General features: G+C 71.8%; 26 protein-coding genes and 1 tRNA gene. 12 read left to right on the top strand and 15 right to left on the bottom strand.

The genetic code is table 11. The features are described from left to right. The first annotated feature begins 38 nt into the window (after positions 1-38). The gene (locus tag B085_RS0138720; RefSeq protein WP_018563973.1) at positions 39-569 is read left to right on the top strand and encodes a hypothetical protein; all 531 of its coding nucleotides are present in this window, start codon (positions 39-41) and stop codon (positions 567-569) included. Here B085_RS0138720 and B085_RS0138715 read toward each other — a convergent pair. Both B085_RS0138715 and B085_RS0138710 read right to left on the bottom strand, forming a co-directional pair. Beyond that, positions 566-1,429 carry a spermidine synthase gene (locus B085_RS0138715; protein ID WP_018563972.1) on the bottom strand — a complete coding sequence of 288 codons (864 nt, stop codon included), beginning with the start codon at positions 1,427-1,429 and terminating at the stop codon, positions 566-568. The two genes, B085_RS0138720 and B085_RS0138715, sit on opposite strands and share 4 nt — an antisense overlap. A 34-nt stretch (positions 1,430-1,463) precedes the next feature. Beyond that, entirely contained in the window at positions 1,464-1,856 is a 393-nt protein-coding gene (locus B085_RS0138710; protein ID WP_234018751.1) for a hypothetical protein, read from the bottom strand. 195 nt (positions 1,857-2,051) lie between these two features. Here B085_RS0138710 and B085_RS0138705 point away from each other — a divergent pair, with 195 nt between their 5' ends. Continuing rightward, positions 2,052-3,386 carry a hypothetical protein gene (locus B085_RS0138705; protein WP_018563970.1) on the top strand — a complete coding sequence of 445 codons (1,335 nt, stop codon included), beginning with the start codon at positions 2,052-2,054 and terminating at the stop codon, positions 3,384-3,386. Positions 3,387-3,463: 77 nt separating this feature from the next. Here the strand turns inward: B085_RS0138705 and B085_RS0138700 are convergent, their stop codons facing one another. Next, positions 3,464-3,955, bottom strand: a complete 492-nt coding sequence (locus B085_RS0138700) for a hypothetical protein (RefSeq protein ID WP_018563969.1) — start codon at positions 3,953-3,955, stop codon at positions 3,464-3,466. 30 nt (positions 3,956-3,985) lie between these two features. Continuing rightward, positions 3,986-4,606: a hypothetical protein gene (locus tag B085_RS0138695; RefSeq protein WP_018563968.1), complete on the bottom strand. Its 621-nt coding sequence runs from the start codon at positions 4,604-4,606 to the stop codon at positions 3,986-3,988. Positions 4,607-4,643: 37 nt separating this feature from the next. On the opposite strand from B085_RS0138695, the gene B085_RS0138690 reads away from it, so the two are divergent. Genes B085_RS0138690 through B085_RS0138680 form a run of 3 tightly spaced genes read left to right on the top strand, consistent with a single transcriptional unit; the run spans position 4,644 to position 6,469 of the window. Next, complete coding sequence (locus B085_RS0138690; RefSeq protein WP_026251883.1) at positions 4,644-5,405, top strand: GNAT family N-acetyltransferase; 762 nt, start codon at positions 4,644-4,646, stop codon at positions 5,403-5,405. 51 nt (positions 5,406-5,456) lie between these two features. After that, entirely contained in the window at positions 5,457-6,272 is an 816-nt protein-coding gene (locus B085_RS0138685; protein ID WP_018563966.1) for a helix-turn-helix domain-containing protein, read from the top strand. Then, entirely contained in the window at positions 6,269-6,469 is a 201-nt protein-coding gene (locus B085_RS0138680; RefSeq protein ID WP_018563965.1) for a DUF397 domain-containing protein, read from the top strand. The genes B085_RS0138685 and B085_RS0138680 overlap by 4 nt, the downstream gene beginning before the upstream one ends. Positions 6,470-6,491: 22 nt before the next feature. Here the strand turns inward: B085_RS0138680 and B085_RS0138675 are convergent, their stop codons facing one another. From B085_RS0138675 to B085_RS0138660, 4 genes are all read right to left on the bottom strand, one after another. Continuing rightward, positions 6,492-7,964, bottom strand: coding sequence for a GH1 family beta-glucosidase (locus tag B085_RS0138675; protein ID WP_018563964.1), 1,473 nt, complete (start codon positions 7,962-7,964; stop codon positions 6,492-6,494). Positions 7,965-8,034: 70 nt separating this feature from the next. Continuing rightward, positions 8,035-8,952 (bottom strand): carbohydrate ABC transporter permease, encoded by a 918-nt coding sequence (locus B085_RS0138670; RefSeq protein WP_018563963.1) that lies wholly within the window; start codon positions 8,950-8,952, stop codon positions 8,035-8,037. 5 nt (positions 8,953-8,957) lie between these two features. Next, positions 8,958-9,989, bottom strand: coding sequence for a carbohydrate ABC transporter permease (locus B085_RS0138665; protein ID WP_018563962.1), 1,032 nt, complete (start codon positions 9,987-9,989; stop codon positions 8,958-8,960). A gap of 5 nt (positions 9,990-9,994) precedes the next feature. Then, complete coding sequence (locus tag B085_RS0138660) at positions 9,995-11,341, bottom strand: extracellular solute-binding protein (RefSeq protein WP_026251882.1); 1,347 nt, start codon at positions 11,339-11,341, stop codon at positions 9,995-9,997. A gap of 158 nt (positions 11,342-11,499) precedes the next feature. Between B085_RS0138660 and B085_RS0138655 the strand changes: the two genes are divergently transcribed. The 3 genes from B085_RS0138655 to B085_RS0138645 all read left to right on the top strand — a co-directional run bounded on the left by B085_RS0138655 (position 11,500) and on the right by B085_RS0138645 (position 13,407). Continuing rightward, complete coding sequence (locus B085_RS0138655; protein ID WP_018563960.1) at positions 11,500-12,528, top strand: LacI family DNA-binding transcriptional regulator; 1,029 nt, start codon at positions 11,500-11,502, stop codon at positions 12,526-12,528. Positions 12,529-12,659: 131 nt separating this feature from the next. Next, a complete protein-coding gene (locus B085_RS45160; RefSeq protein WP_018563959.1) occupies positions 12,660-12,848 on the top strand; it encodes a hypothetical protein in 189 nt (62 codons plus the stop codon). Between the two features lie 55 nt (positions 12,849-12,903). Beyond that, a complete protein-coding gene (locus B085_RS0138645) occupies positions 12,904-13,407 on the top strand; it encodes a pyridoxamine 5'-phosphate oxidase family protein (RefSeq protein ID WP_018563958.1) in 504 nt (167 codons plus the stop codon). Between the two features lie 7 nt (positions 13,408-13,414). Here the strand turns inward: B085_RS0138645 and B085_RS0138640 are convergent, their stop codons facing one another. Then, on the bottom strand, positions 13,415-14,191 hold the full coding sequence (locus tag B085_RS0138640; protein ID WP_018563957.1) for an isocitrate lyase/PEP mutase family protein: 777 nt from the start codon (positions 14,189-14,191) through the stop codon (positions 13,415-13,417). Between the two features lie 108 nt (positions 14,192-14,299). Between B085_RS0138640 and B085_RS0138635 the strand changes: the two genes are divergently transcribed. Together B085_RS0138635 and B085_RS0138630 are read left to right on the top strand one after the other, a co-directional pair. Beyond that, complete coding sequence (locus B085_RS0138635) at positions 14,300-14,509, top strand: hypothetical protein (protein WP_018563956.1); 210 nt, start codon at positions 14,300-14,302, stop codon at positions 14,507-14,509. A gap of 67 nt (positions 14,510-14,576) precedes the next feature. After that, positions 14,577-15,086 (top strand): flavoprotein, encoded by a 510-nt coding sequence (locus B085_RS0138630; RefSeq protein WP_018563955.1) that lies wholly within the window; start codon positions 14,577-14,579, stop codon positions 15,084-15,086. Between the two features lie 99 nt (positions 15,087-15,185). Here the strand turns inward: B085_RS0138630 and B085_RS0138625 are convergent. From B085_RS0138625 to B085_RS45155, 3 genes are all read right to left on the bottom strand, one after another. Continuing rightward, positions 15,186-15,258 (bottom strand) — tRNA-His (locus tag B085_RS0138625). 91 nt (positions 15,259-15,349) lie between these two features. Next, positions 15,350-15,961 carry an oligoribonuclease gene (gene orn, locus B085_RS0138620; RefSeq protein ID WP_018563954.1) on the bottom strand — a complete coding sequence of 204 codons (612 nt, stop codon included), beginning with the start codon at positions 15,959-15,961 and terminating at the stop codon, positions 15,350-15,352. 5 nt (positions 15,962-15,966) lie between these two features. Continuing rightward, complete coding sequence (locus B085_RS45155; protein WP_234018747.1) at positions 15,967-17,469, bottom strand: helix-turn-helix domain-containing protein; 1,503 nt, start codon at positions 17,467-17,469, stop codon at positions 15,967-15,969. 714 nt (positions 17,470-18,183) lie between these two features. Here B085_RS45155 and B085_RS0138610 point away from each other — a divergent pair. Both B085_RS0138610 and B085_RS0138605 read left to right on the top strand, forming a co-directional pair. Further along, the gene (locus tag B085_RS0138610) at positions 18,184-18,705 is read left to right on the top strand and encodes a universal stress protein (protein ID WP_018563952.1); all 522 of its coding nucleotides are present in this window, start codon (positions 18,184-18,186) and stop codon (positions 18,703-18,705) included. A 107-nt stretch (positions 18,706-18,812) separates the two neighbouring features. Then, on the top strand, positions 18,813-19,409 hold the full coding sequence (locus tag B085_RS0138605) for an acetate uptake transporter (RefSeq protein WP_018563951.1): 597 nt from the start codon (positions 18,813-18,815) through the stop codon (positions 19,407-19,409). 77 nt (positions 19,410-19,486) lie between these two features. On the opposite strand, the gene glmS is transcribed toward B085_RS0138605, so the two are convergent. From glmS to B085_RS0138590, 3 genes are all read right to left on the bottom strand, one after another. Next, positions 19,487-21,301: a glutamine--fructose-6-phosphate transaminase (isomerizing) gene (glmS, locus tag B085_RS0138600; RefSeq protein ID WP_018563950.1), complete on the bottom strand. Its 1,815-nt coding sequence runs from the start codon at positions 21,299-21,301 to the stop codon at positions 19,487-19,489. Between the two features lie 43 nt (positions 21,302-21,344). Further along, entirely contained in the window at positions 21,345-21,620 is a 276-nt protein-coding gene (locus tag B085_RS0138595) for a hypothetical protein (protein WP_018563949.1), read from the bottom strand. Positions 21,621-21,693: 73 nt separating this feature from the next. Then, a complete protein-coding gene (locus B085_RS0138590; RefSeq protein ID WP_018563948.1) occupies positions 21,694-22,860 on the bottom strand; it encodes an acyl-CoA dehydrogenase family protein in 1,167 nt (388 codons plus the stop codon). Position 22,861: the final 1 nt, after the last annotated feature.

Below are 22,861 nucleotides of genomic sequence, written 5' to 3'. Positions count from 1 at the left end.
CGGCTCCGTTCCAGGGGTGCGTCCGGCACCATGGGCGGATGCGAAAAGGGCTGGCGCACGCCGGAGCGTGGACGCTCGCCACGAGCGCCGCCGTCGCGCTGTCGTGGTTCGGCGTCCACCACGTGCTGGCGGGCACGGCCTACGACCCGCCCCGGGCCCTGCCGATCTCCGAGCCGGTCGCGGAGAAGGTCCCCGCCCCCACGCGGTCCCCGGACGGCGCCGCCTCGGACCGGGCCGCCGGACCCCGGGTCACGCCCCGCACCAGCCCCTCCACCGCCCCCGCCCGCCCGCGCGGTTCGGCCACGCCCGCCAGGACCTCCTCCGCCGACACCGGCAACGTGCACGGTTACACGGTCGAGGGCGGACGCGTTGTGCTCGACCTCGGCGAGACCTCCGCGACCCTGGTCTCGGCGACGCCCGACTCCGGCTGGGAGATGAAGGTCCGGAAGCAGCCTGAGTGGATCCGGGTCGACTTCGTCTCGGCCACCACGACCTCCTCGCTCTTCTGCACCTGGAACGGGCACCCGCCCACGGTCGACACCTACAAGGCGCAGAACACGGGCGGTTAGCGGAACACCGACTCCGGGGGGACGGGGGAGGCCGCCGCCGTGGCGTCCGTGACCGCAGCCGCGCCGCCCGCGAAGGCCTCCAGGTCCCTGCCGTGCTCCACCCGCCCCGGGTGCGGGTCGGAGGCCACGCGCCGGGTGAACTCCGCGACGGGCAGCTCGCCGTCCGCGGCCACCAGGATCACGTTGCCGAAGCGCCGTCCCCGCAGCACGGCGGGATCCGCCGCCAGGCACGCGTGCCGGAAGCACGCCCGCACCGTCGCGATCTGCGCCCGCAGGAACTCCAGCCGTCCGCCGTCCGCCACATTGGCGGCGTAGAGCCCGCCGGGCGCCAGCGCGTGCCGCACCTGCGCGAGGAACTCCGTGCTGGTCAGGTGGGCGGGGGTGCGGGCCCCGCCGAAGACGTCCGTGATCACCAGGTCCGCCCAGGCCTCCGGGACCTTGCCCAGGCCCTCGCGGGCGTCGCCGCCGCGCACCTTGATGCGCCAGGTGCGGTCCCAGGGCAGCTCCCGCCGCACCAGCTCGACCAGCGCGGTGTCCAGCTCCACCACCTGCTGCGTCGAGCGCGGCCGGGTCGCCGCGGTGTAGCGGGCCAGGGTCAGCGCGCCGCCGCCGAGGTGCAGCACGCGCAACGGGCGGCCGGGCGGGGCGGCGAGGTCGACGACGTGGCCGAGCCTGCGCTGGTAGGAGAAGTCCAGGTGCTCCGGGTCGTCGAGGTCGACGTGCGACTGCGGTGCCCCGTCGATCAGCAGCGACCAGCCCCGTGGCCGGTCCCGGTCCGGCACGAGCTCGGCGAGGCCTCCGCCGACCTGCTCGCGTATGCCTTCGGGTGCCTTCGTCGTCCTCGTCCTGCGCGGTGCCATGCCACCCAGTATGGGCGGCGGGCGCAGGGCCGGCTCAGAGCCGGTCGGCCAGCTCGATCATCCGGGCCGCCTCGCCGAGGGCGTCACGCAGCACCGCCGGGTCCGTCACGGCGGTGTCGTTGCGCGGCGGCACGAGCCAGCCGGTGCCCGCCACCGGCGGCTCCCGCAGCTCGCCGGGGACGGTGAAGCCGCCGCCCGCGGTCTGCGTGCAGGCGCTGCCCGGCAGGTCCCAGCCGTCGGCCGTGCCGGGCGGCACCAGGAAGCCGAGGCTGTCACCCGAGCTGTCGTGCAGCACGGGCCCGAGGCCGGTCCGCAGGCGCAGGATGTCCACGGCCTCCAGTCCCTGCCGGGAGGGGACGGTGACCAGGTCCCATGGCTCGTCCAACAAGGCGAATCCTCCTTGGGGTCGGACGGTGGGTCGCACGATGGATTGCACCGTGTCCAACGCGCGCGGACGTCAACAGCTACGCCTCCCTGACGCCGTCAGGGGTGGCGTTTCATGGCGAATGGAGGGTGAGATATCCCTTTTGTAGCCAAACCCCCGGTACGCGGACCCTCTCAGCGAGTACGGTCGTCGCGCCGCCACCCGGCACCGCACCGACCGTCCAACGGGAGCCCGGCGATGGACTCGTCACCTTCCACCCCCAACACAGCCTTCCGGCGCCTGCGCGGAGACCGGTCCCCCGGTGAGTTCGCCGCCGCCGTGCGCCGCGCGGGGCGGGACATCGGCGAGCAGGTCAGCTGCGACGCGCGCTACATCGGCCGCGTCGAGTCGGGTGAGATCCGCTGCCCCAACTACGCCTACGAGCGGGTCTTCCGGCACATGTTCCCCGGGCGCGACCTCGCCGACATGGGCTTCGAACCGCGTGAACTGGTCCGCGGCCGGCGGATCCCGGCGGCCGCGGCCCCCCGGCCGGCCCCGCGGCCGAGCCCGTACGAGACCGAGACCGACGAGGAGAGCGACGTGCTGCGTCGCGCGTTCATGACCGGCGGCCCGGCCGCCATCGCCACCACCCTCGTGCTGGGGCCCGCCGCCGTGGCGGAGACGGTGCACAAGGTCGGCAGACCCCAGGCCCGGGCCGTCCGCGCGGCCGTCCGCGAGATCCGCCTGCACGACGACCGGCACGGCGCCGGCGCGCTCTACCGCCAGGCCGGCCACTCCCTCGGCGCCGCGTACCGCCTCCTCGACGAGGGCACCTACAGCCAGGCCGTCGCCGAGGACCTGATGGGCGGTGCCGGTGAACTGGCCATCTCCGTCGGCTGGCTGGCCCACGACTCCGGGCGCCTGGCCGACGCGCGCTCCTTCTACGGCGAGGCACTCGCCACCGCCCGCATGGCCGGCGACCGCGCCCTGGAGGCGCACGCCTTCTGCAACGCCTCCTTCCTCGCCCGCGACGCCGGCCGCTCCCGCGAGGCGGTCCGCGCCGCCCAGGCCGCCCAGCAGGCCGCCCGCCACCTCGGCTCGCCCCGCCTGCTCTCGCTGCTCGCCCTCCGCGAGGCGGGCGGCTGGGCCGGCCTCGGCGACCGCCCCGGCTGCGAACGCGCTCTCGCCCGCGCCCACACCCTCTTCGGCCGAGGTCCCTGCGCCGCGGACCCGGAGTGGATGACCTTCTACGGCGAGGCCGAACTCTCCGGCCTGGAGGCCCAGTCCTGGTCCGCCCTCGGCGACCACCACCGTGCCGCCGAGCACGCGCGGCGCGCGGTCGGCCTGCAGGCCCCGCACTTCACGCGCAACGCCGCGCTGTACACCGCGGAACTCGCCAACAACCTCGCCTCGGCCCGCCGGGTCGACGAGGCCACCGACGCGGGCATCCGCGTCCTCGACCTCCTGGGCGGCGTCCAGTCCCCGCGCGTGCGGGGCATGCTCGCCTCTGCCGCGCAGACCCTCCAGCCGTACTCCCGGCGCCCGGACGTCGCGGAGTTCCTGCGCCGGCAGGCGCAGTCGCGCAGCGCCTGACCCGGCGAGCCCGCGCGCGCGGCATGTGTGCGGACTCGCGCCGACCGGCCCATTACCGGAACGGGCCGCAGGCCCCTCTAGCCGTCGGCGAGTTTGTAGTCGTAGTAATCCGCGGGCCCCGTGAGGACGGCCCGGAAGTAAAGCGGTTCGCCGTCCGTGTCGAGAGGGACTTCGTGCCCGGCAACCCGCGTGAACCCCAGGGACAGCCCGGGTACGAAAGCGTAGAGCCGCTCGTCCAGCGTGAGTCCCATGCCTTCGAGCCGTTCGAGCAATTGCCGGGCCGGGGTGCGGAAGACGTCGAGGCCCCGGAAGGTGACGTTCACCTCCTCGGGGCCCGGCCGCGGGATCCACACCTCCGCGGAGGTGAGGGCCTTGCCGTCCCTGAGAGTGAAGGTGATCTCGAACTGCGGATGGACGGCCAGCACCTTCATGGGGCGGAAGACGCTCGGAGCGTCCTCGTCCTGCACCTGGATTCTTCCGAGTCCGGCGGCCGCTTCCTTGACATCCGCCGCCGGCATGCCCAGCGGAAATCCGGTAATGCCGTTCGGCGGGTCCAGTTCGATGTCCATGCGCGTCATTGTTACGGCCACCGCCGTCCCCTATCGCTGCGGCCGGACGGCGACGCCGGCGCGGCGGTAGGCGCCGTACGACATGGCGTCGCTCCCGTCGAGCAGGATCACGTACGCGCCGCCCCGCGCCCAGCGGACGTGCCGGGTGGCGTCGATGTCCGGGTACGGCCAGGGGCCCGCGGCTTCCGGCTCCCCGAGGCGCTCGCGCAGCAGCGCCGCCACCCGCAGGTACTCGGCGTCGTAGTCCGCCGCCGTCGCCTCGCCCCGTACGTCCGGGCGGCTGTGCCAGGGCCCGAACTCGTCGTCCCACTCGGCCGGGTCCTCGGGGTCGGCGAAGAACGCGAAGGGGTGCAGGACGTAGCTGCCCGCACGGCACCCGGTGTGGGCGCACACGGCGTCGCGGGAGCCGTCGTCCACGCAGCCGGGAGGATCGCCGAGCTCCAGCCACCACTCGTCGACGTCTTCCTCGCCCCCGGGGAGGAACTGGATCTCCCACCAGCCGATGTCGGGCCCCTCCTCCTCGTCCTCCACGACCTCCCAGCCGTTGGCCACGAACGCGTCCTCGACCGCCCGGCGGCTCCATGGCAGGTCCGCCAGCGCGACCATCCGGTCCACGAAAGCCTTGTCCGCGTCGAAGAGTTGTACGGCCATGACGCGTGACCCTAGCGGTCCGGCCTAGGCTGCCCCCATGCCTGGACCGCAAATGCCGCAGATCCGTGCCTTCGTCGTCGCCTTCGCCCGCCGCCAGGCCGCGCGCACCGTCGAGCTCCCCGGCGGCTTCGCCGTCCTCGACGACGCCTACGCGCACTCGCACGGCAACAACCACGTGGTCGTGGACGGCGACGTCGACCCCGAGGCGCTGCCCGTCCTCGCCGACGAGGCGCTGGGCCACCTGAAGCACCGCGCGATCACCGTCCTGGACGACACGACGGGCACCGCCTGCGCCGGGCCCCTGATCCGCGCCGGCTACCACCACTCCGCCGAGCTCGTCATGCTGCACACCGGCCCGGTCCCGGACGGCGGTCGCGCGGAGGAAGTGGACCTCGACGCCTTCCGCGAACCCCTCGCCCGGCGCTGGCGCGGCTTCCTCCCGGAGGCGGGTGAGGACGTCGTCCGCCAGCTCGTCGACCGCCGCGAGATCCGTCACCGCGGCGCGGACGTCGTCCGTTTCATCGGGGCGCGAACACCCGAGGGCGACGTCGCGTCCTGGGCGGACCTCTACATGGACCGTGCGTCGGGCACCGCCCAGGTCGAGGACCTCATCACCGCCGAGGCCCACCTCGGGCACGGCTACGCGGACGCCGTCCTGTCCACGGCGCTGCGCCAGGCCGTCGACGCCGGCTGCGCCACCCGCTTCCTGGTCGCCGACGCGGACGACTGGCCCCGGCTCTGGTACGGCCGCCGCGGCTTCACCGTCGTGGGCCGCTTCCACAGCTTCGGACGCGGCTGACGGTGCCCTTCCGTAGTCTTGTGGACACGGAGAGTGCGGGGGTGGGTGCGGATGAACGGCGAGGCGACCCGGCCGCCGATGGCGTGGCGGTACTGCGGCAACCAGGTCAAGCTCTGGCGTGAGCAAGCGGGCGTCACACGCGAGCAGTTGGCCCGCGAGGCGGCGTACGGCTACGAGACGGTGAAGTCCATGGAGCAGGGCCGCCGCCGGCCCAGTTCCCGTCTGCTCCAGGTCGCGGACCAGCTGTGCGGGGCGGGAGGCAAGCTCACGGCGGCGCAGGAGTTCCTGAAACCGGAGAGGTTCCCCGAGCGCACACGTGAGTTCATGCAGGCGGAAGCCGAGGCGATCGCGCTGTACGGGTACGAGCCGTTGCTCGTCCCGGGGTTGCTGCAGACCGAGGCGTATGCCCGAGCGCTGATGGGCAACAGTTGCCCGCCGCTCGACGACGCGACGATCTCGGAACGAGTCGCGGCGCGGTTGGAGCGGCAGGAGAAGCTGCGGCGGAAACCCACGGCGTTGTTCGGGTTCGTGCTCTACGAGGCGGCCCTGAGGACGGGCGTCGGAGGCCCGGAGGTGATGAGACGGCAGTTGGAGGCCCTGCTCGCCGTGGGCCTACTGCGCAACGTCTCCGTTCAGGTGCTGCCAGCCGACCGCGTGGCGTATCCGGCGCTCAGTGGCTCGCTGGTGCTCCTGGAGACGGAGGAGCACGAACATCTCGCCTACGTGGAGGCGCAGGAGACCAGCGCCCTCTACAGCGAATCGATGAAGGTGAGCCGGCTGGCGCAACGTCATGGAATCATCCGCATGCAGGCCCTCGGTGTCGAGGAGTCGGCGCGGTTCATCGGCGAGGTGGCGGAGGCCCTATGAGAACCCGGCTGGTGTGGTTCACGTCCAGCTACAGCGACGACCAGGGAGGCAACTGCGTCGAGGTCGCCACCACCCCGCAGCGCGTGCACGTCCGGGACAGCAAGGACCCGGACGGCCCCGCCCTCTCCTTCACCCCCGCCGCCTGGGCGGAGTTCCTCCGCGACGTGGGACGGGACGCGGCGCCCCCCTCCGAATAGTGCGCCGCGTCCCGCCGGTCCGTCAGGACGCGGTGTCAGCCTCCGCCGCGTCGGGGAGCGCGCCCGTGCGGGCGACGCCCGCGTACCACAGGGCGCTGGACTTCGGGATGCGCTCCTGGGTCTCGTAGTCGACGTAGACCGCGCCGAAGCGCTTGTCGTACCCGTACGCCCACTCGAAGTTGTCCATCAGCGACCACAGGAAGTAGCCCCGCACGTCGGCGCCGTTGCGCACGGCGCGGTGGACCGCCTCCAGGTGGACGCGCAGGTACTCCACCCGCTCCGGGTCGTGCACGGCGCCGTCGGGGCCCACGGAGTCCTCGTAGGCCGCGCCGTTCTCGGTGATGAGCAGCGGCAGGTCGGGGAACTCGCGGTTCATCCGCATCAGCAGGTCGTACAGGCCCGTGGGGTCGACGGACCAGCCCATCGCGGTCCGTTCGCCCGGGGGCTGGTGGAAGGCGACGTCGTCCGCGCCCGGCCAGGGGGAGAACTCGCTGGAGCCGTGGCCGTCGCTGCGCGGCCCGTCGACGGAGGCGCCGTCGGACACCAGCGTGGGCGTGTAGTAGTTGATGCCGAGCACGTCCAGCGGGTGGCGCTTGATCGCGGCGAGGTCGCCGTCCTGGACGAAGGACCAGTCGGTCAGGCCGCGGGTGTCCTCCAGCAGGTCCTGCGGGTACGCGCCCTTGAGCAGGGGGCCGGTGAAGACCCGGTTGCCGACGGCGTCGATGCGGCGCGCGGCGTCCACGTCGGCGGGGGAGCCGGTGAGCGCGCGGACCTGGTGCAGGTTGAGCGTGATGCCGAGCTGGGCGCGGGCCGGGAGGACCGAGCGCAGGGCCTCGGCGGCGCGGCCGTGGCCCAGGTTGAGGTGGTGGGCGGCGCGCAGGGCGGCGACCGGGTCGGTGCGGCCAGGGGCGTGGACGCCGGAGCTGTAGCCGAGGAAGGCGCTGCACCAGGGCTCGTTGAGGGTGGTCCACAGCTGGACGCGGTCGCCGAGTGCCTCGCCGACGATCCGGGCGTACTCGCCGAAGCGCTCCGCGGTGTCGCGGGCGGGCCAGCCCCCGGCGTCCTCGAGCTCCTGCGGCAGGTCCCAGTGGTACAGGGTGACGGCCGGCTGGATGCCGTGCTCCAGCAGCTCGTCGGTGAGCGCGCGGTAGAAGTCGAGGCCGCGCTCCACCGCGGGACCGCGGCCGGTGGGCTGGACGCGGGACCACGAGACCGAGAACCGGTAGGCGCTCAGGCCGAGGTCGGCCATGAGGCGCACGTCGTCACGGAACCGGTGGTAGTGGTCCGCGGCGACGTCGCCGGTGTGGCCCTCGAAGACCTTGCCGGGGGTGTGGCTGAAGGTGTCCCAGATCGACGGGGTGCGCCCGTCCTCGGCAGCGGCGCCCTCGATCTGGTACGCGGCGGTGGCCGCACCCCACAGGAAGCCGGGCGGGAACTGGTGGCCGCCTACCGCGGCGGTGCCGCTCGCTGCGGGACGAATGTCGGACGCTGTCATACGGGAGCGCTCCCATCGGAACGAGTGAACAAGAGGAGTAAGGGGGGAGGGCCGCGGCGGGGCGAGGGGGTCAGCCCTTGACCGCGCCCTGCATGATGCCGCCGACGATCTGCTTGCCGAAGATCACGAAGACCAGGAGCAGCGGGAGCGTGCCGAGCAGCGCGCCGGCCATGATGACGGACTCGTCGGGGATGTAGCCGCGACCGAGGCTGGTGAGCGCGACCTGCACGGTCGGGTTCTCCTGGGTCAGCGCGATGATCGGCCAGAAGAAGTCGTTCCAGGCAGCGACGAAGGTCAGCATGCCCAGGACCGCCATCGCGGGCCGGGCGGCCGGGAAGACCACGTGCCAGACGATCCGCAGGCTGCTGGCGCCGTCGACGCGGGCGGCCTCGATGATCTCGGTGGGCAGTGCCTGGGAGAGGTACTGCCGCATGAAGAAGACACCGAAGGCGCTGACGAAGGTCGGCAGGATGACCGCCTGGAGGTGGTTCGTCCAGTCGAGGTCCGCGATCCACAGGAACAGCGGCACCACGCTCAGCTGCGGCGGCACCATCATGGTGCCGATGGTCAGCATCAGCAGGAAGTTCTTCATCTTGAACTGCAGCTTGGCGAAGGCGAAGCCGGCGATCGTCGAGAACAGCACCGTGCCGAGGGTGATGCTGCCCGCGACGATGGCCGTGTTCAGCAGCGCCGTGCTGAGGTTGGCCTCGGTCCACGCGGTCTGCAGGTTGCTGAAGAGGTTCGAGCCGAACCAGAACGGCGGCGGGGTCTGCGCCAGCCGCGAGTTCGTCCGGGAGGCGGCGATCGCGGTCCACACCAGGGGGAAGAGCGATATCGCCGTGAAGACGATCAGCACGATGTAGGTGAACGGGCCCGCGTGCAGCTGCCGTCCGGCCTTGGGCGCCCCAGGGGTGCGGCGCTTGGCCTTGGGGGGCGCGTCCGCCGGTTCGGCCGCCTGATCCGTCGGGTTGGTCGAGATGGTGGCCATCGTCGTCACCCCTCGTGGTTCTTGCGCAGCCAGCGGGCGACCAGCCCGTTGACGGCGGCGATCAGCAGCAGGAGCAGGAACATGGCCCAGGCGATGGCCGAGGCCCGCCCGAGGTGGTAGTTCGTCCAGCCCTGCTCGTACAGGTAGAGGCCCAGCGTCTGGAACTGGTGGGAGGAGCCGCCCTTCTCACCGCCGGGGCCGCCGAAGAGGAACGGCTCGCCGAACAGCTGCGTGGCGCCGATCGTCGAGACGACGATCGTGAAGAGGATCGTCGGCCGCAGCATCGGGATGGTCACGTGGCGGAACTGCTGCCAGCGCGTGGCGCCGTCCAGCGCGGCGGACTCGTACAGGTCGTGCGGCACGGCCTGCATGGCGGCCAGGTAGATCAAGGTGTTGTAACCGGTCCAGCGCCAGATCACGATCGACGACACGGCGATCTGCGAGGACCAGGTGCCCGCCCGCCAGTCGATGTGGTGGCCGAACCCGAGGTGCTCCAGCACCCAGTTGATCATGCCGTAGTCGGTGCCGAACATCAGCGTGAAGACCAGCGTCGCGGCGGCGACCGAGGTGGCGTACGGGGTGAGCATCGCGACCCGGAAGAAGGTCGAGCCGCGCAGCTTGTAGTTGAGCAGGTGGGCCAGGCCCAGCGCGATCAGCAGCTGCGGGACGGTCGAGATCACACCGATGGTGAACGTGTTCTTCAGGGCGTTCCAGAAGAACTCGTCCTCCAGCAGACGGGTGTAGTTGTGGAAGCCGACGAACTCGCGCGCGTCGAGGTTGGTCAGCTCCACCCGGTAGAAGGAGGACCAGCCCGTGTAGATCAGCGGGAAGAGGCCGAAGGCGGCGAAGAACAGGAAGAAGGGCGAGACGAAGGCGTACGGCATCGCCTTGACGTCCCACCGGTAGCGGCGGCTGCGCCAGCGGCCGCGTCGCTCGTCACGTGCGTCGCGCGGACGGTCGGAGCCGCCGCGCGGGGCCGCGCCCCCCTCGGAGGGGGGCGCGGTCACTGCGGTCATGTCGGAGATCTCCGAAGCCATGCGTGTCACTGGTCCAGTGCGTTGTCGATTTCCTTCTCGGCAGCCGCCCAGCCCTGAGCAGGGGTCTTGCCCTGCTGCTCGACCTGCAGGATGCCGACGTCGGTGATGGCCGTGTAGATCTGCTGGTCCTTCGGACCGATCACCAGGGTCGGGATGCTCTTGGCGGCGTCGGCGAAGATCTGGCCGATCGGCGCGTTGTTGAAGTACTCGTGCTTGGCGTCCTTGACCTCGGGCAGGTCATAGGCGCCCGGGGCGCTCGGGAAGCTCGCCTGCTTGGCGAAGACCTTGGCCTGCTGGGCGGGGGCGGTCAGCCACGCGGCCAGCTTGACGGCCTCTTCCTTGTTCTTGCCGGCCGAGGGCACGCCCACGAAGGAGCCGCCCCAGTTGGCGGGCTTCGGCGCGGCGGCGACGTCCCACTTGCCCTTGCCCGCGTCGCCGGCCTTCTCCTGGATGTAGCCGAGCATCCACGACGGGCAGGGGAGCGACGCGAAGCGGCCGTTGGCGAAGCCCTGGTCCCAGGCCTTGTCGAACAGCTTGAGCTTGGCGGTCATCTTGCCGGTGGTGGCCTCCATGGCCAGGTTCCAGGCCTCCTTCACGGAGGGGCTGGTCTTGTAGATGACCTTGCCGCTGCTGTCGTAGTAGCGCTCGGAGGCGGAGTTGCTGATCGCCTGGTAGAGACCGGCGGAGGAGTCCAGGAACGTGGTGCCCTTGGGCGCGTTCTCGGTGTAGGTCTTGCCCGCGTCCAGGTACTTGCTCCAGTCACCGGCCCACAGCTTGCCGACCTCGGCGCGGTCGGTGGGCAGACCCGCCTTCTTGAACAGGTCGGTGCGGTAGCAGATGGCCATCGGGCCGATGTCGGTGCCAAGGCCGACGGTCTTGCCGTCGGGGGTGCTGGCCTGGGCCCACTTCCAGTCGAGGTAGTTCGACTTCTCGACGCCCGCGGCCTTGGAGAGGTCCTCGAACTTCGCCGCCTGGGTGGCGACGATCTCGTTGATGTTGCCGACCTCGATGGCCTGGATGTCGCTCAGGCCGCTGCCGGCGGCGAGGTGGGTGAGGAGCTGCGGGTAGTAGGCGTCGTTCCGCTCGATCACGTTCTCCTTGATCGTGATGTTCGGGTGCGCCTTCTCGTACTCCTCGTACAGACCGGCCTGCTTGTAGCCGAAGACACCGAAGGTGCCGACCGTGAGGGTGATCTTGCCCTTGCCGTCGCCCTCCGAGCCACCCGCCTTCGCGGGCGCGTCGCTGTCCTTGGAGCAGCCGGCGAGCAGGCTCACTCCGAGCGCCGCCACTGCGGTTATCGCTACGGCCGCGGTACGGCCTCGTGGCCGGGACGACTTCCTTGTCGTGCGCATTCGGGTCCTCCGGGATACGTGCGGGAAGTGTACGTGTTCGCTAGTGTGGGAGCGCTCCCACATGTGATGTGTTGAAGAGTCTCCGTTCCCCGATGAGGTGTCAAGGGAGCAGACGCTCTAAGTTGGCGCAGTTACCACCTCGTGATTGGGAGGCCGTAATGGTGATCGGCGGACGGCGCAGCGGAAGGCCGACGCTTGAGGAGGTCGCCGCGCGGGCCGGAGTGGGCCGGGGCACCGTCTCCCGGGTGATCAACGGATCACCTCGGGTGAGCGACCATGCCAAGGCCGCGGTCGAGGCCGCCATCGCCGAGCTCGGCTACGTCCCCAACCGCGCGGCGCGCGCCTTGGCGGGCAACCGTACGGACGCGATCGCCCTGGTCATCCCGGAGGCCGAGACCAGGCTCTTCGCCGAGCCGTACTTCTCGGACATCATCCGGGGCGTGGGCGCCGAGCTTGCCGACACCGACATGCAGCTGCTGCTCACACTGCTGCGGACGCCCAAGGAGCGGCAGCGCTTCGCCCAGTACCTCACCGCCCACCGCGTCGACGGCGTCCTGCTGGCCTCGGTGCACGAGGACGACCCGCTGCCCGACCTGCTGGAGCAGCTGGAGATGCCGACGGTGCTGAGCGGCCGCCGCTCCGACCTGGAGTCGGTGTCCTACGTCGACTCCGACAACGTCGGCGGCGCCCGCTCGGCGGTCGCGCACCTGCTGGGGCTCGGGCGCAGGAGCGTCGCGACCATCACCGGCCCCCTGGACATGTACGTCGCCCGCTGCCGCCTCGACGGCTACCGCCAGGCGGTCGAGGGCGCGGGGCTGCTCCACGACAACGCGCTCGTCGCGGCCGGTGACTTCACCGAGGAGGGCGGCCGCGCCGCGATGCGGGCGCTGCTGGAGCGCCGCCCCGGCGTCGACGCGGTCTTCGCGGCCTCCGACGTCATGGCCGGCGGCGCGCTGCAGGTGCTGCGCGAGAAGGGCCGGCGCGTGCCCGACGACGTGGCGCTGATCGGCTTCGACGACTCCGCCATCGCCCGCCACACCGACCCGCCGCTCACCAGCGTGCGGCAGCCGATCGAGGAGATGGGCCGCACCATGGCGCGGGTGCTGCTGGAGGAGATCGCGGCGAGCACCGCCACCCGCCGGCACGTCGTGCTGTCGACCGAGCTCGTGCGCCGCGAGTCCGCCTGACGGCCGCGCGGCCGGAGCGCCCCCGGGGGGGGGGAGTGAGCCCCGTCACGTGAGGAGGCTCACGGTGTGACATGGGCCCACGAGGGCGTCAACCAGGGCTCTTTGTCATACCCCTCTCCTAAAATCAAGGCATGCCACCGACCGTTCTGGACCGTCGATCCGTCGAAGCCGCCAATGAGGCCATACGGCGGTACGTCGCGGGCCGGCGCACCTGGTCGCGCGCCGAACTGGCCGAGCTGGACCGCCTCCGCGGGATCTGGCAGGCCGCCCGCCAGGGCCAGGGCGACGCCCCGGCCGGCCGCCTTCCGGGCGAGGAGTGATCCCGCCCCGGCAATGCCGACAGAAGATGTCGGGTATGCCGGGGAGCATGGCGGCATGACGACCAGCTGGACAGACCTCGAAGAAGCACAGCCCGGACTCGCCGAGGCCGTGCGCACCCGATTCGGCGGCTACAAGCACCACGTCCTCGGCACCCTCCGTGCCGACGGCTCACCGAGGCTCAGCGGCATCGAGGCCGAGTTCCGGTTCGGCGAACTGTGGCTCGGCATGATGCCCGGCTCCCGCAAGGCCCTCGACCTGCGGCGCGACCCGCGCTTCGCGCTCCACGTCAACCCCGGCCCCGGCACCTCCATGGACGGCGGCGACGTGCGGATCTCCGGACGCGCCGTGGAGGTCACCGACCCGGCGGCGATCGCCCGCTTCACCGGCGAGGTGACGGTGCCCGCGGGGCCCTTCCACCTCTTCCGCGCCGAGATCGCCGAGGTCGTGCGCACCTACGTCGAGGACCCCGACCTCGTCCTGCAGGTGTGGCGGCCCGGCGCCCCGTTGCGCACGATCCGCCGCGGCAACGACGAGTCGCCCCCGCGCACGGACGGCTGACGCATCGTCAGGCCTTGGGGAAGGGGCTGTCCCCGCGCGCCACGGCCGCGACGAGCCCGGTGAAGTACTCCTGCACCAGCTGGTGGAGCTGGTGGCCGAAGCTGATCCGCGCCACCCCCAGCTCCGCCAGACGCGCCGGCGAGGGGCCACCGGGCCAGGACAGCACGTTCACCGGGCGGCCGTCCACGGCCTCGACGACGGCCCTGACGGCCGTCTCGTCCAGCGCCCCGATGGGGTAGACGCAGTCCGCGCCGGCCTCCAGGTACGCCCGCATCCGGTCCGCCGCGTCCGCCAGCCGCTCCGCCGGGCCGCCCGCGCCTCGGACGAAGCGGTCCGTCCGGGCGTTGATCACCAGATCGGGGTCCGCCGCGCGCAGGCCCGCGAGGTACTCCGCCTGCTCCCCGGCATCGGCCGGCGCCCCCGTGCGGTGGTCGGTGTCCTCCAGGTTGCAGCCCACGGCACCGGTCGCGGCCAGCCGCTCCGCCAGCTCCGCGGGCCCCATCCCGTAGCCCCGCTCCATGTCGGCCGTCACCGGTGCGGGGACGGCCCGGGCGATACGGGCGACCGCGGCGAGCATCTCGTCCGCGGGCGTCCCCTCCCGGTCCTCGTACCCCAGGGCGGGCGCCACGGCCGCGCTCCCGGTGGCGACCGCCGGGAAGCCCGCGTCGGCCACGGCGCGGGCCGAGGCGCAGTCCCAGACGTTCGGCAGGACCAGCGGGTCGCCCGGCACGTGCAGGGCGCGCAGCCGGGCGGCGAGGGCGGTGCGGGAAGGCTCGGTGCTCATGCACTCCACGCTACGAGCGCGGGCACCGGCCCGCCGAGGGCCATTCACCGCCCGCGAGGCGGGGCCACTTCAGGTGCGCGGTACGCCGGGGTGCCGCAAGCTGGACGGGTGAGCACCACCCCGATCGTCGTGTCCCCCGTCCAGGCCGGGGACCCGCCCTTCCGCATCGTCCAGATCGACGGGCAGCCCGTCGGCATCGCCCACGACCTGCTCGACGTCGTCCGGATCGCCCACGACGCCGGCCGGAAGCACGTCGACTTCGACGATCCGCAGGCCGTGCGCTGGCTCGGCGGGGGCAAGTACCACTGGTCCCCGTGAGGACCGCGGGACCTCCGGTCCCGCACACGGTTGCGTAAGATCCACTTCCCACGGTTGGGTGGTCCGCATGACTCGGACCCTCTACCTCTTCGCCGGCGCCGCCCCTCCCGTCTTCGACGTCGCGCGGGTCATCGAGGACGCCCAGGTGCGCGGCTGGAACGTCTGCCTCGGTCTGACGCCCACCGCGGCCCGCTGGCTGGAGCCGAGTCTGGACGGACTGGCGGCGCTGACCGGCCGCCCCGTGCGGCACCAGTACCCGCTGCCCGGCCATCCCGAGGTCTGGCCCCCGGCCGACGTGATCCTGGTGGCCCCGGCCACCTTCAACACGATCAACGGATGGGCGCTGGGCCTCACGGAGACGTTCGTGACCGGCACCCTCGCCGAAGGCATCGGCAAGCGCGTCCCGATGGTGGCGATGCCGTCCGTGAACGCCGCGCTCATGCAGCACCCGCAGTTCGAGCGCTCGCTGGAGATCCTGCGCACCGCCGGGGTCACGGTGCTGTTCGCGGACGCCGGGGCCGGGCCCGAGTACCCCTGGCAGCCGGCGCTCGCGGCGGCCGAGGCGGTGGCTGGCTAGAGGTGCCCAGGCCCGGGACGGGGGCCCGGGCGCCCGGTGGCCACCGGGCACACGACGAGGGGCCGGTCCGTTTTCACGGACCGGCCCCTCGTCGATCAGGGTGAGTGACGGGACTCGAACCCGCGGCATCCTGGACCACAACCAGGTGCTCTACCAGCTGAGCTACACCCACCATGACCGGTGCTTGCTATTGCTTCCCACCGGCCGAGAAAAAGTGTACAGGGTCCGGAGGGGTGCTCGCTGCCACGTTTTCCGTGGGTCTCTCACTCCACCGTTTCCGCAGGCAGGACGTACTTCGCGGCGATCGAGCGCGCCGTGTCGGTGTCGGGTCCCGGCTGCGGCACGAAGACGGCCTCGCGGTAGTAGCGCAGCTCCGCGATGGACTCCCGGATGTCGGCGAGGGCGCGGTGGTTGCCGTTCTTCTCCGGGCTGGCGAAGTAGGCGCGCGGGTACCAGCGCCGGGCCAGCTCCTTGACGGAGGAGACGTCGACGATCCGGTAGTGCAGGTGCTGTTCGAGCGTGGGCATGTCCCGGGCGAGGAAGCCGCGGTCGGTGGAGACCGAGTTGCCGCACAGCGGCGCCTTGCGGGGTTCGGCCACGTACTGGCGGATGTAGTCCAGGACGAGCTTCTCCGCCTCCTCCAGGGTCACGCCGCCGTCGAGCTCCTCCAGCAGGCCGGAGTTGGTGTGCATCGTGCGGACGATCTCCGGCATGCTCTCCAGGGCCTCGGCCGGCGGACGGACGACGATGTCCACCCCCTCACCGAGCACATTGAGCTCCGAGTCGGTGACGAGCGCCGCCACCTCGATCAGAGCGTCCTGGGCCAGGGAGAGCCCGGTCATCTCGCAGTCGATCCACACCATCCGGTCGTTCATACGTCTCACCCTACGGGGCGATCCCGTGGAGCAGGCATGGTCGCGCTGCGGCTGCGCCCCTCACGGGCGTCCCGATCACCCCGCGGACGCCGGGAGCCGTGCGGCTCACGGGGCTCGAAACGGCTGCCCGCCTGCTCCGGGATGCGCGCCGCGTAGGGCGGTTCGCCGTCGGTCTTGAGTGAGGCCGCCCCCGCCCCTGGCTGGCCGGGGATCTGCAGCACCCCGCCGTGACCGCGGTCCGCCGCGGCCGCCGGGCCGCGGCGCGGGACCGGGACGCCGCCCGCCTCGGCGCCGCGCGGTTCGCGGGTGGCGGCGAGCGCGCCGGAGTCCGGCTCGTCCTGCGGGCGCCGGGCCCGGTAGGCGGCCCGGTACGAGGCCGGGGAGGAGCCGAGCTGGCGGCGGAAGTGGCCGCGCAGGGCGACGGGCGAGCGGAAGCCGCAGCGGGCGGCGACCTCGTCGACCGAGTAGTCGGAGGTCTCCAGCAGCCGCTGGGCCTGCAGGACGCGCTGGGTGATCAGCCACTGCAGGGGCGCGCTGCCGGTCAGCGTGCGGAACCGGCGGTCGAACGTGCGGCGGCTCATGTAGGCGCGGGCGGCGAGGGTCTCCACGTCGAACTGCTCGTGCAGGTGCTCCAGCGCCCAGGCGACGACCTCGGCGAGCGGATCGCCGCCGATCTCCTCGGGTAAAGAGCGGTCGAGGTGCCGGGGCTGGCCGCCCCAGTCCCCGCGCCGCGGCGGCACGACCAGCCGGCGGGCGAGCGCGTTGGCGGCCTCGCCGCCGTGGTCGCTCCGTACGACGTGCAGGCACAGGTCGATGCCGGCGGCGGTGCCGGCGCTGGTGAGGACGTCGCCGTCGTCGACGAACAGCTCGCGCGGGTCGACGTGCACGGACGGGTAGCGCTTGGCGAGCGTCGGCGCGTACATCCAGTGCGTGGTGGCGGGGCGGCCGTCCAGCAGTCCCGCGGCGGCGAGCACGAAGGCGCCGGTGCACAGCCCGATGATGCGGGCGCCCTCCTCGTGGGCGCGGCGCAGCGCGTCCAGCGCCTCGGCGGGCGGGGGCTGCGAGATCGAGCGCCAGGCGGGGACGACGACCGTGCCGGCCCGCGACAGCGCCTCCAGCCCGTACGGGGCCGACAACTCCAGCCCGCCGGTGGTGCGCAGCGGGCCGTCCTCGCCGGCGCAGACCAGCAGCCGGTATCGGGGCACGCCCGCGTCCTGGCGGTCGATGCCGAAGACGGAGAGCGGGATGGAGCTCTCGAAGATGGGGCCGCCGCTGAACAGCAGTACGGCCACGACCTCCTGACGGCGCCGTGCCGACAACTTGCGCGGCCCGCGCCCCTGTTGGGCGGCGGCGGCCGGGCCTGACGGAACGGAGGTGCTCACCGGGGCGCCGGACGCTCCCGGGACGTGCGGGACGGCCGGTGTCCCCGTCGGCGCGGACGGTGCGGTGGACATGCCGGCGGCCGACTGGATCTCCGCCATGGTGCCGGTCCTGGACTCCTGTGTCATGGAGCTCAAGCCCCCCTCGGTCGTCTGGTCCTCTCGGTCCTGCACGGGTCCCCCGCCGTTGTCGCTCAAGATCGAATCTACTGGTTCCGCTGTACCCGCAGTGGCAAGTTCACCACCTGCCGGTATGTCGACATGACCACGTGGCGTGAAGCATTCGATCACGAAGCGTTCCCTTCGTGAAGTGTGCCTTCCGGGAGTGGAACCGGCGCACAGCGTCCGTGCGCCCCCTCATTCCGCTTCCGCCCCGGTGGCGGCGGGGGTTGTGGGACATGATCCCAAGTCCCGCCGCACTACGGGAAGTTGGCCGAAATTGATGGGAAGTATGGTACGCACCCCTGGTCAGCGCTCCGTCGTACGCCCCCTGAGTGGCCGGGGAACGAGTGCGCCCCCGTTGCCCCGTGCGGCCGGGAGGACGATTCCGGATATGGCCGGAGGCGGACAGCGGGAGTGGGCCGGGCGCGGGGTGACTTGTCCGATTGGCGGCGGGGCGTTGCGCTCGGCCGCCGGCTCCGGCATTCTCCTGGAAACTCCGGGGTAGGGGGACGCTGTGAGGGCGCCTGCGCATCTGTGCAGGGGCCCGCACTCGCCGTACTCTGGAGTCAGCGGGAAGGGCAGCCCCTTACCGGTCGAAATCAGGCCGGTCCCGCGGCCCCCGCACTGTTGTTGTCCGCCCACTCGGCGCTCCCGGCGCCGACCTTGCCGAGAAACCGCATCATGGCCGGTTACGAGCTCCCCGAGCCCGCCGACGGAAAGCCGCTCGCCGAACCGGCGGCGGTGCCGGAGGCGGACTGCGAGGCGCGCACTTCCTGTGATCCCGCCTTCCGGCACGGCGTGGTCGTCGGTTTCGACGGCTCCGTGTCGAGTGAACGGGCCCTGTCCTACGCCATCGGCATGGCACGCCGTTCCGGTTCCGCACTGATCATCGTGCACGTCGCGAACCGGCTGCCGGCGACCGTGTGGGCGGGCTGCGAGCCGCCCGTCTTCGTCGACGTCCCCGACCACAGGACCGAGGTGCTCGGCCTGGAACTCGCCTGCGCCGACCACCTGTCGGAGGTGCCGTGGATCCTGGTCGAGCGCGGGGGCGACATCTGCCACGAGCTGGAGGAGGTCGGCCGGGAGTACGAGGCCGACGCCATCGTGGTGGGCGGGACGCACGGGATCATCGGCAAGATCTTCGGGTCGGTCGCCGGGCGCCTTGCGCGCCGCGCTCAGCGGCCTGTCGTGGTCATTCCATAACGATTCGGTGCACGACGCCGTGAATCCGGTCTCCACGGGATTGCTTGTGCCCTTGTGAAGGGTATCTCATCTGCAGTTTCTTCCCTCGTACCCGAAGGGGGCCCGCGGTGGACAACGACGTCTCCACGGCACGCACCGCAGGAGCCGGCGCAACGGCTCTGGGATATCTGACACTCGGCCTGACGCTGATCGCCTACGGGCTGCTCAGCACCGGCGTATTCGACGGCACCGCGGCGGCGGACGCCGCCCGGCTCGCACTGGTCGTCGGCGGCGTCACGCAATTCGTCGCCGGCATGTGGGAGTTCTACGGCGGCAACGGCTTCACCGGCACCGCCTTCGCCTCACTGGGCGCCTTCTGGGTGACCTGGTCGGCGGGGTCCGGTGTGAGTGCGAGCAAGGAGGCCGCCGGGCTCTTCATGCTCCTGTGGGCGCTGCTGGCGCTCAGCCTGACGATGGCCGCCTGGCAGATGGGCGGCGTGGCGCAGGCCGTCTTCGGGCTGCTGACCGTGTCCACGGCCCTGTCCGGCGTCGCGGCACTCGCCTCCAACGGCGGCCTCGGCAAGGTGGGCGGCTGGGTCGGCCTCGCGGCCGGCGCGGTGGCCTGGTACGGCGGGACGGCACTGCTCACCAACGCCGCCTGGGGCCGGCGCGCCCTCGCCGACGGCTGGCGGCTGTCCATGCCGCACCGCGGGCACGCCGCCTGAACGGCGGGTAACACGGCAGCGAGGCCCCCCGCGCCTTCGGGCGCGGGGGGCCTCGTCGTCACGGATCCCCGAGGGGGCTACTCGACGGTCACGGACTTCGCCAGGTTGCGCGGCTTGTCGATGTCCCGGCCCAGCGCCAGCGCCGTGTGGTACGCCAGCAGCTGGAGCGGGATGCCCATCAGGATCGGGTCGAGCTCGTCCTCGTTCTTCGGGACGAGGATCGTGTGGTCGGCCTTCTCCTGCTCCCGGTGCGCGACCGCCAGGATGCGGCCGCTGCGGGCCTTGATCTCCTCCATCGCGGCGCGGTTCTTCTCCAGCAGCGAGTCGTCCGGGACGATCGCGACCGTCGGCATCGCGGGCTCGATCAGGGCCAGCGGGCCGTGCTTGAGCTCGGAGGCCGGGTACGCCTCGGCGTGGATGTAGGAGATCTCCTTCAGCTTCAGGGACGCCTCCAGCGCGACCGGGTAGCCGCGCACCCGGCCGATGAACATCATCGACTTGGCCTCCGCGTATTCGGCGGCCAGCTTCTTGATGTCCTCCTCCTGCGCCAGGATCTCCTGGATCTGCTCGGGCAGCGCGCGCAGGCCCTCGATGATCCGCTTGCCGTCGGCCACCGACAGGTCGCGGATGCGGCCCAGGTGCAGGGCGAGCAGCGCGAAGGCGACGACGGTGTTGGTGAAGCACTTGGTGGAGACGACGCAGACCTCCGGGCCGGCGTGCACGTACACGCCGCCGTCGGTCTCCCGGGCGATCGCGGAACCCACCACGTTCACCACGCCGAGGACGCGGGCGCCCTTGCGCTTGAGCTCCTGCACCGCCGCGAGCACGTCGTACGTCTCTCCGGACTGCGAGACGGCGATGTAGAGGGTGTCGGGGTCCACGACCGGATTGCGGTAGCGGAACTCGGAGGCGGGCTCCGAGTCGGCCGGGATACGGGCCAGGCCCTCGACCAGCGAGGCGCCGATCATCCCGGCGTGGTAGGAGGTCCCGCAGCCGAGGATCTTCACACGGCGGATGCCGCGGGCCTCGCGGGCGTCGAGGTTCAGGCCGCCCAGGTGCACGGTGGAGAACTTGTCGTCGATCCGGCCGCGCAGCACGCGGTCGACCGCGTCGGGCTGCTCGCAGATCTCCTTGTGCATGTACGTGTCGTGACCGCCCATGTCGTAGGAGGCGGCCTCCCACTCCACGGTCTCGGGGGTGGCGGTGGTGCGAGTGCCCGAGGTGGTGTACGTGCGGAAGTCGTCCGCCTTCAGGGTGGCCATCTCGCCGTCGTCGAGGGTGACGACCTGGCGGGTGTGCGAGATCAGTGCGGCGACGTCGGAGGCGACGAACATCTCCTTCTCGCCGATGCCGAGGACCACCGGCGAGCCGTTGCGGGCGGCGACGATCCGGTCGGGGAAGTCGGCGTGCATGACGGCGATGCCGTACGTGCCCTCGATGACCTTCAGCGCCTCGCGGACCTTCTCCTCCAGGGACGCGGCCTGGGAGCGGGCGATGAGGTGCGTGATGACCTCGGAGTCGGTCTCCGAGGCGAAGACCACGCCGTCGGCCTCCAGCTTGGCGCGCAGTTCGGAGGCGTTGTCCACGATGCCGTTGTGGACGACGGCGACCTTGCCCTCGGTGTCGAGGTGCGGGTGCGCGTTCACGTCGCTGGGGGCGCCGTGGGTGGCCCAGCGGGTGTGGGCTATGCCGGTCGTACCGGCGAAGCGCTTGGGGACCCGTGCCTCCAGCTCACGGACCCGGCCCTTGGCCTTGACGGCCTTGAGCCCGCCGGACTTGCCGGCGATCACGATGCCCGCGGAGTCGTAGCCGCGGTACTCCAGTCGCTGCAGGCCCTCCAGCAGCAGCGGGGCGACATCACGCTTCCCGATGTAGCCGACGATTCCACACATGTTTCCGTCCCTCCCGGTCGCTCGAGGCGGCCCGGTCTCACTGTCAGCCGTAGACGATGCGGCGCAGCTGCCGCAGGGAGTACGCGGGCGCGGTGACCGCCCGGTGCGGCAGCTCGGCCGTGATCCGGTCGAAGATCTCAACGTTCTGCAGACCCTTGGCCTGCAGCTCGCGGTGGCGGCGCCGTACGAAGTCCTCGGCTGTCTCGTCGAAGTACGCCAGGACGTCGAGGACCACCCGGGCGGCCTCGCCGCGTTGCAGCGGCGTGGTCCGCACCAGGTGGTCGACAAGGTCGTCGTGGGTCGTCCGGCGTTCGAGCACCGGTCGATACTGAGGGACGGAGGAGGCTGATCGCAAGATCTCTGCCCGATTTCGGGCAGGGAAGCGGCGAAAACTACGCTGGAAGGCCGAGCTCGCGCGCGATCAGCATGCGCTGCACCTCGCTGGTGCCCTCGCCGATCTCCAGGATCTTGGAGTCCCGCCACATGCGGGCGACCGGGTACTCGTTCATGAAACCGTATCCGCCGTGCACCTGGGTGGCCTCGCGGGCGTTGGTGACCGCGATCTCCGAGGAGTAGAGCTTGGCCATCGCCGCCTCCTTCTTGAAGGGCTCGCCGGCGACCAGCCGGGACGCCGCGTCGCGCCAGGCCAGCCGGGCGGTGTGGGCGCGGATCTCCATGTCGGCGAGCTTGAAGGCGATCGCCTGGTTGCCGCCGATCGGGCGGCCGAAGGCCGTGCGCTCCTTGGCGTAGGCGACCGACTCGTCCACACAGCCCTGCGCCAGCCCGGTGGCCAGTGCCGCGATGGCGATCCGGCCCTCGTCCAGGATGCGCAGGAACTGGGCGTAGCCCCGGCCCTGCTCACCGAGCAGGTTGGCGGCCGGCACGCGGCAGTCGGAGAAGGACAGCTCCCGGGTGTCGGAGGCGTTCCAGCCGACCTTGCTGTACTTCTTCGAGACGGTGAAGCCCGGGGTGCCGGACGGCACGATGATCGAGGAGATCTCCGGGCGGCCGTCCTCCTTCCGTCCGGTGACGGCCGTGACCGTGACCAGCGCGGTGATGTCGGTGCCCGAGTTGGTGATGAAGCTCTTGGTGCCGTTGATCACCCACTCGTTCGTCGCCTCGTCCAGACGGGCCGTGGTGCGGGTGCCGCCGGCGTCGGAGCCGCAGTCCGGCTCGGTCAGCCCGAAGGCGCCCAGCTGCTCGCCCGAGGTCAACCGCGGCAACCAGGCGCGCTTCTGCTCCTCGGTGCCGAAGCGGAAGACCGGCATGGCGCCGAGCGAGACCCCCGCCTCCAGGGTGATCGCCACGGAGGAGTCCACCCGGGCGAGCTCCTCCAGGGCGATGCAGAGGGCGAAGTAGTCGCCGCCCATGCCGCCGTACTCCTCGGGGAAGGGCAGCCCGAACAGGCCCATGCGGCCCATCTCGCGGATGATCTCGTAGGGGAACTCGTCGTGCTCGTAGAACTCGCCGATCTTCGGCGCGACGACGTCGTGCGCGAACTCCTCCACCGTGCGGCGGAGTTCCTCGTACTCGGCGGGGAGCCGGTGGGCGGTCGTCATG

This window comes from Streptomyces sp. BoleA5, from assembly GCF_000373665.1.
In the GTDB taxonomy this organism is placed as follows: Bacteria; Actinomycetota; Actinomycetes; order Streptomycetales; family Streptomycetaceae; genus Actinacidiphila.
Note: the sequence above shows the minus strand (reverse complement) of the source record. Positions and strands in the feature narration are given on the sequence as shown.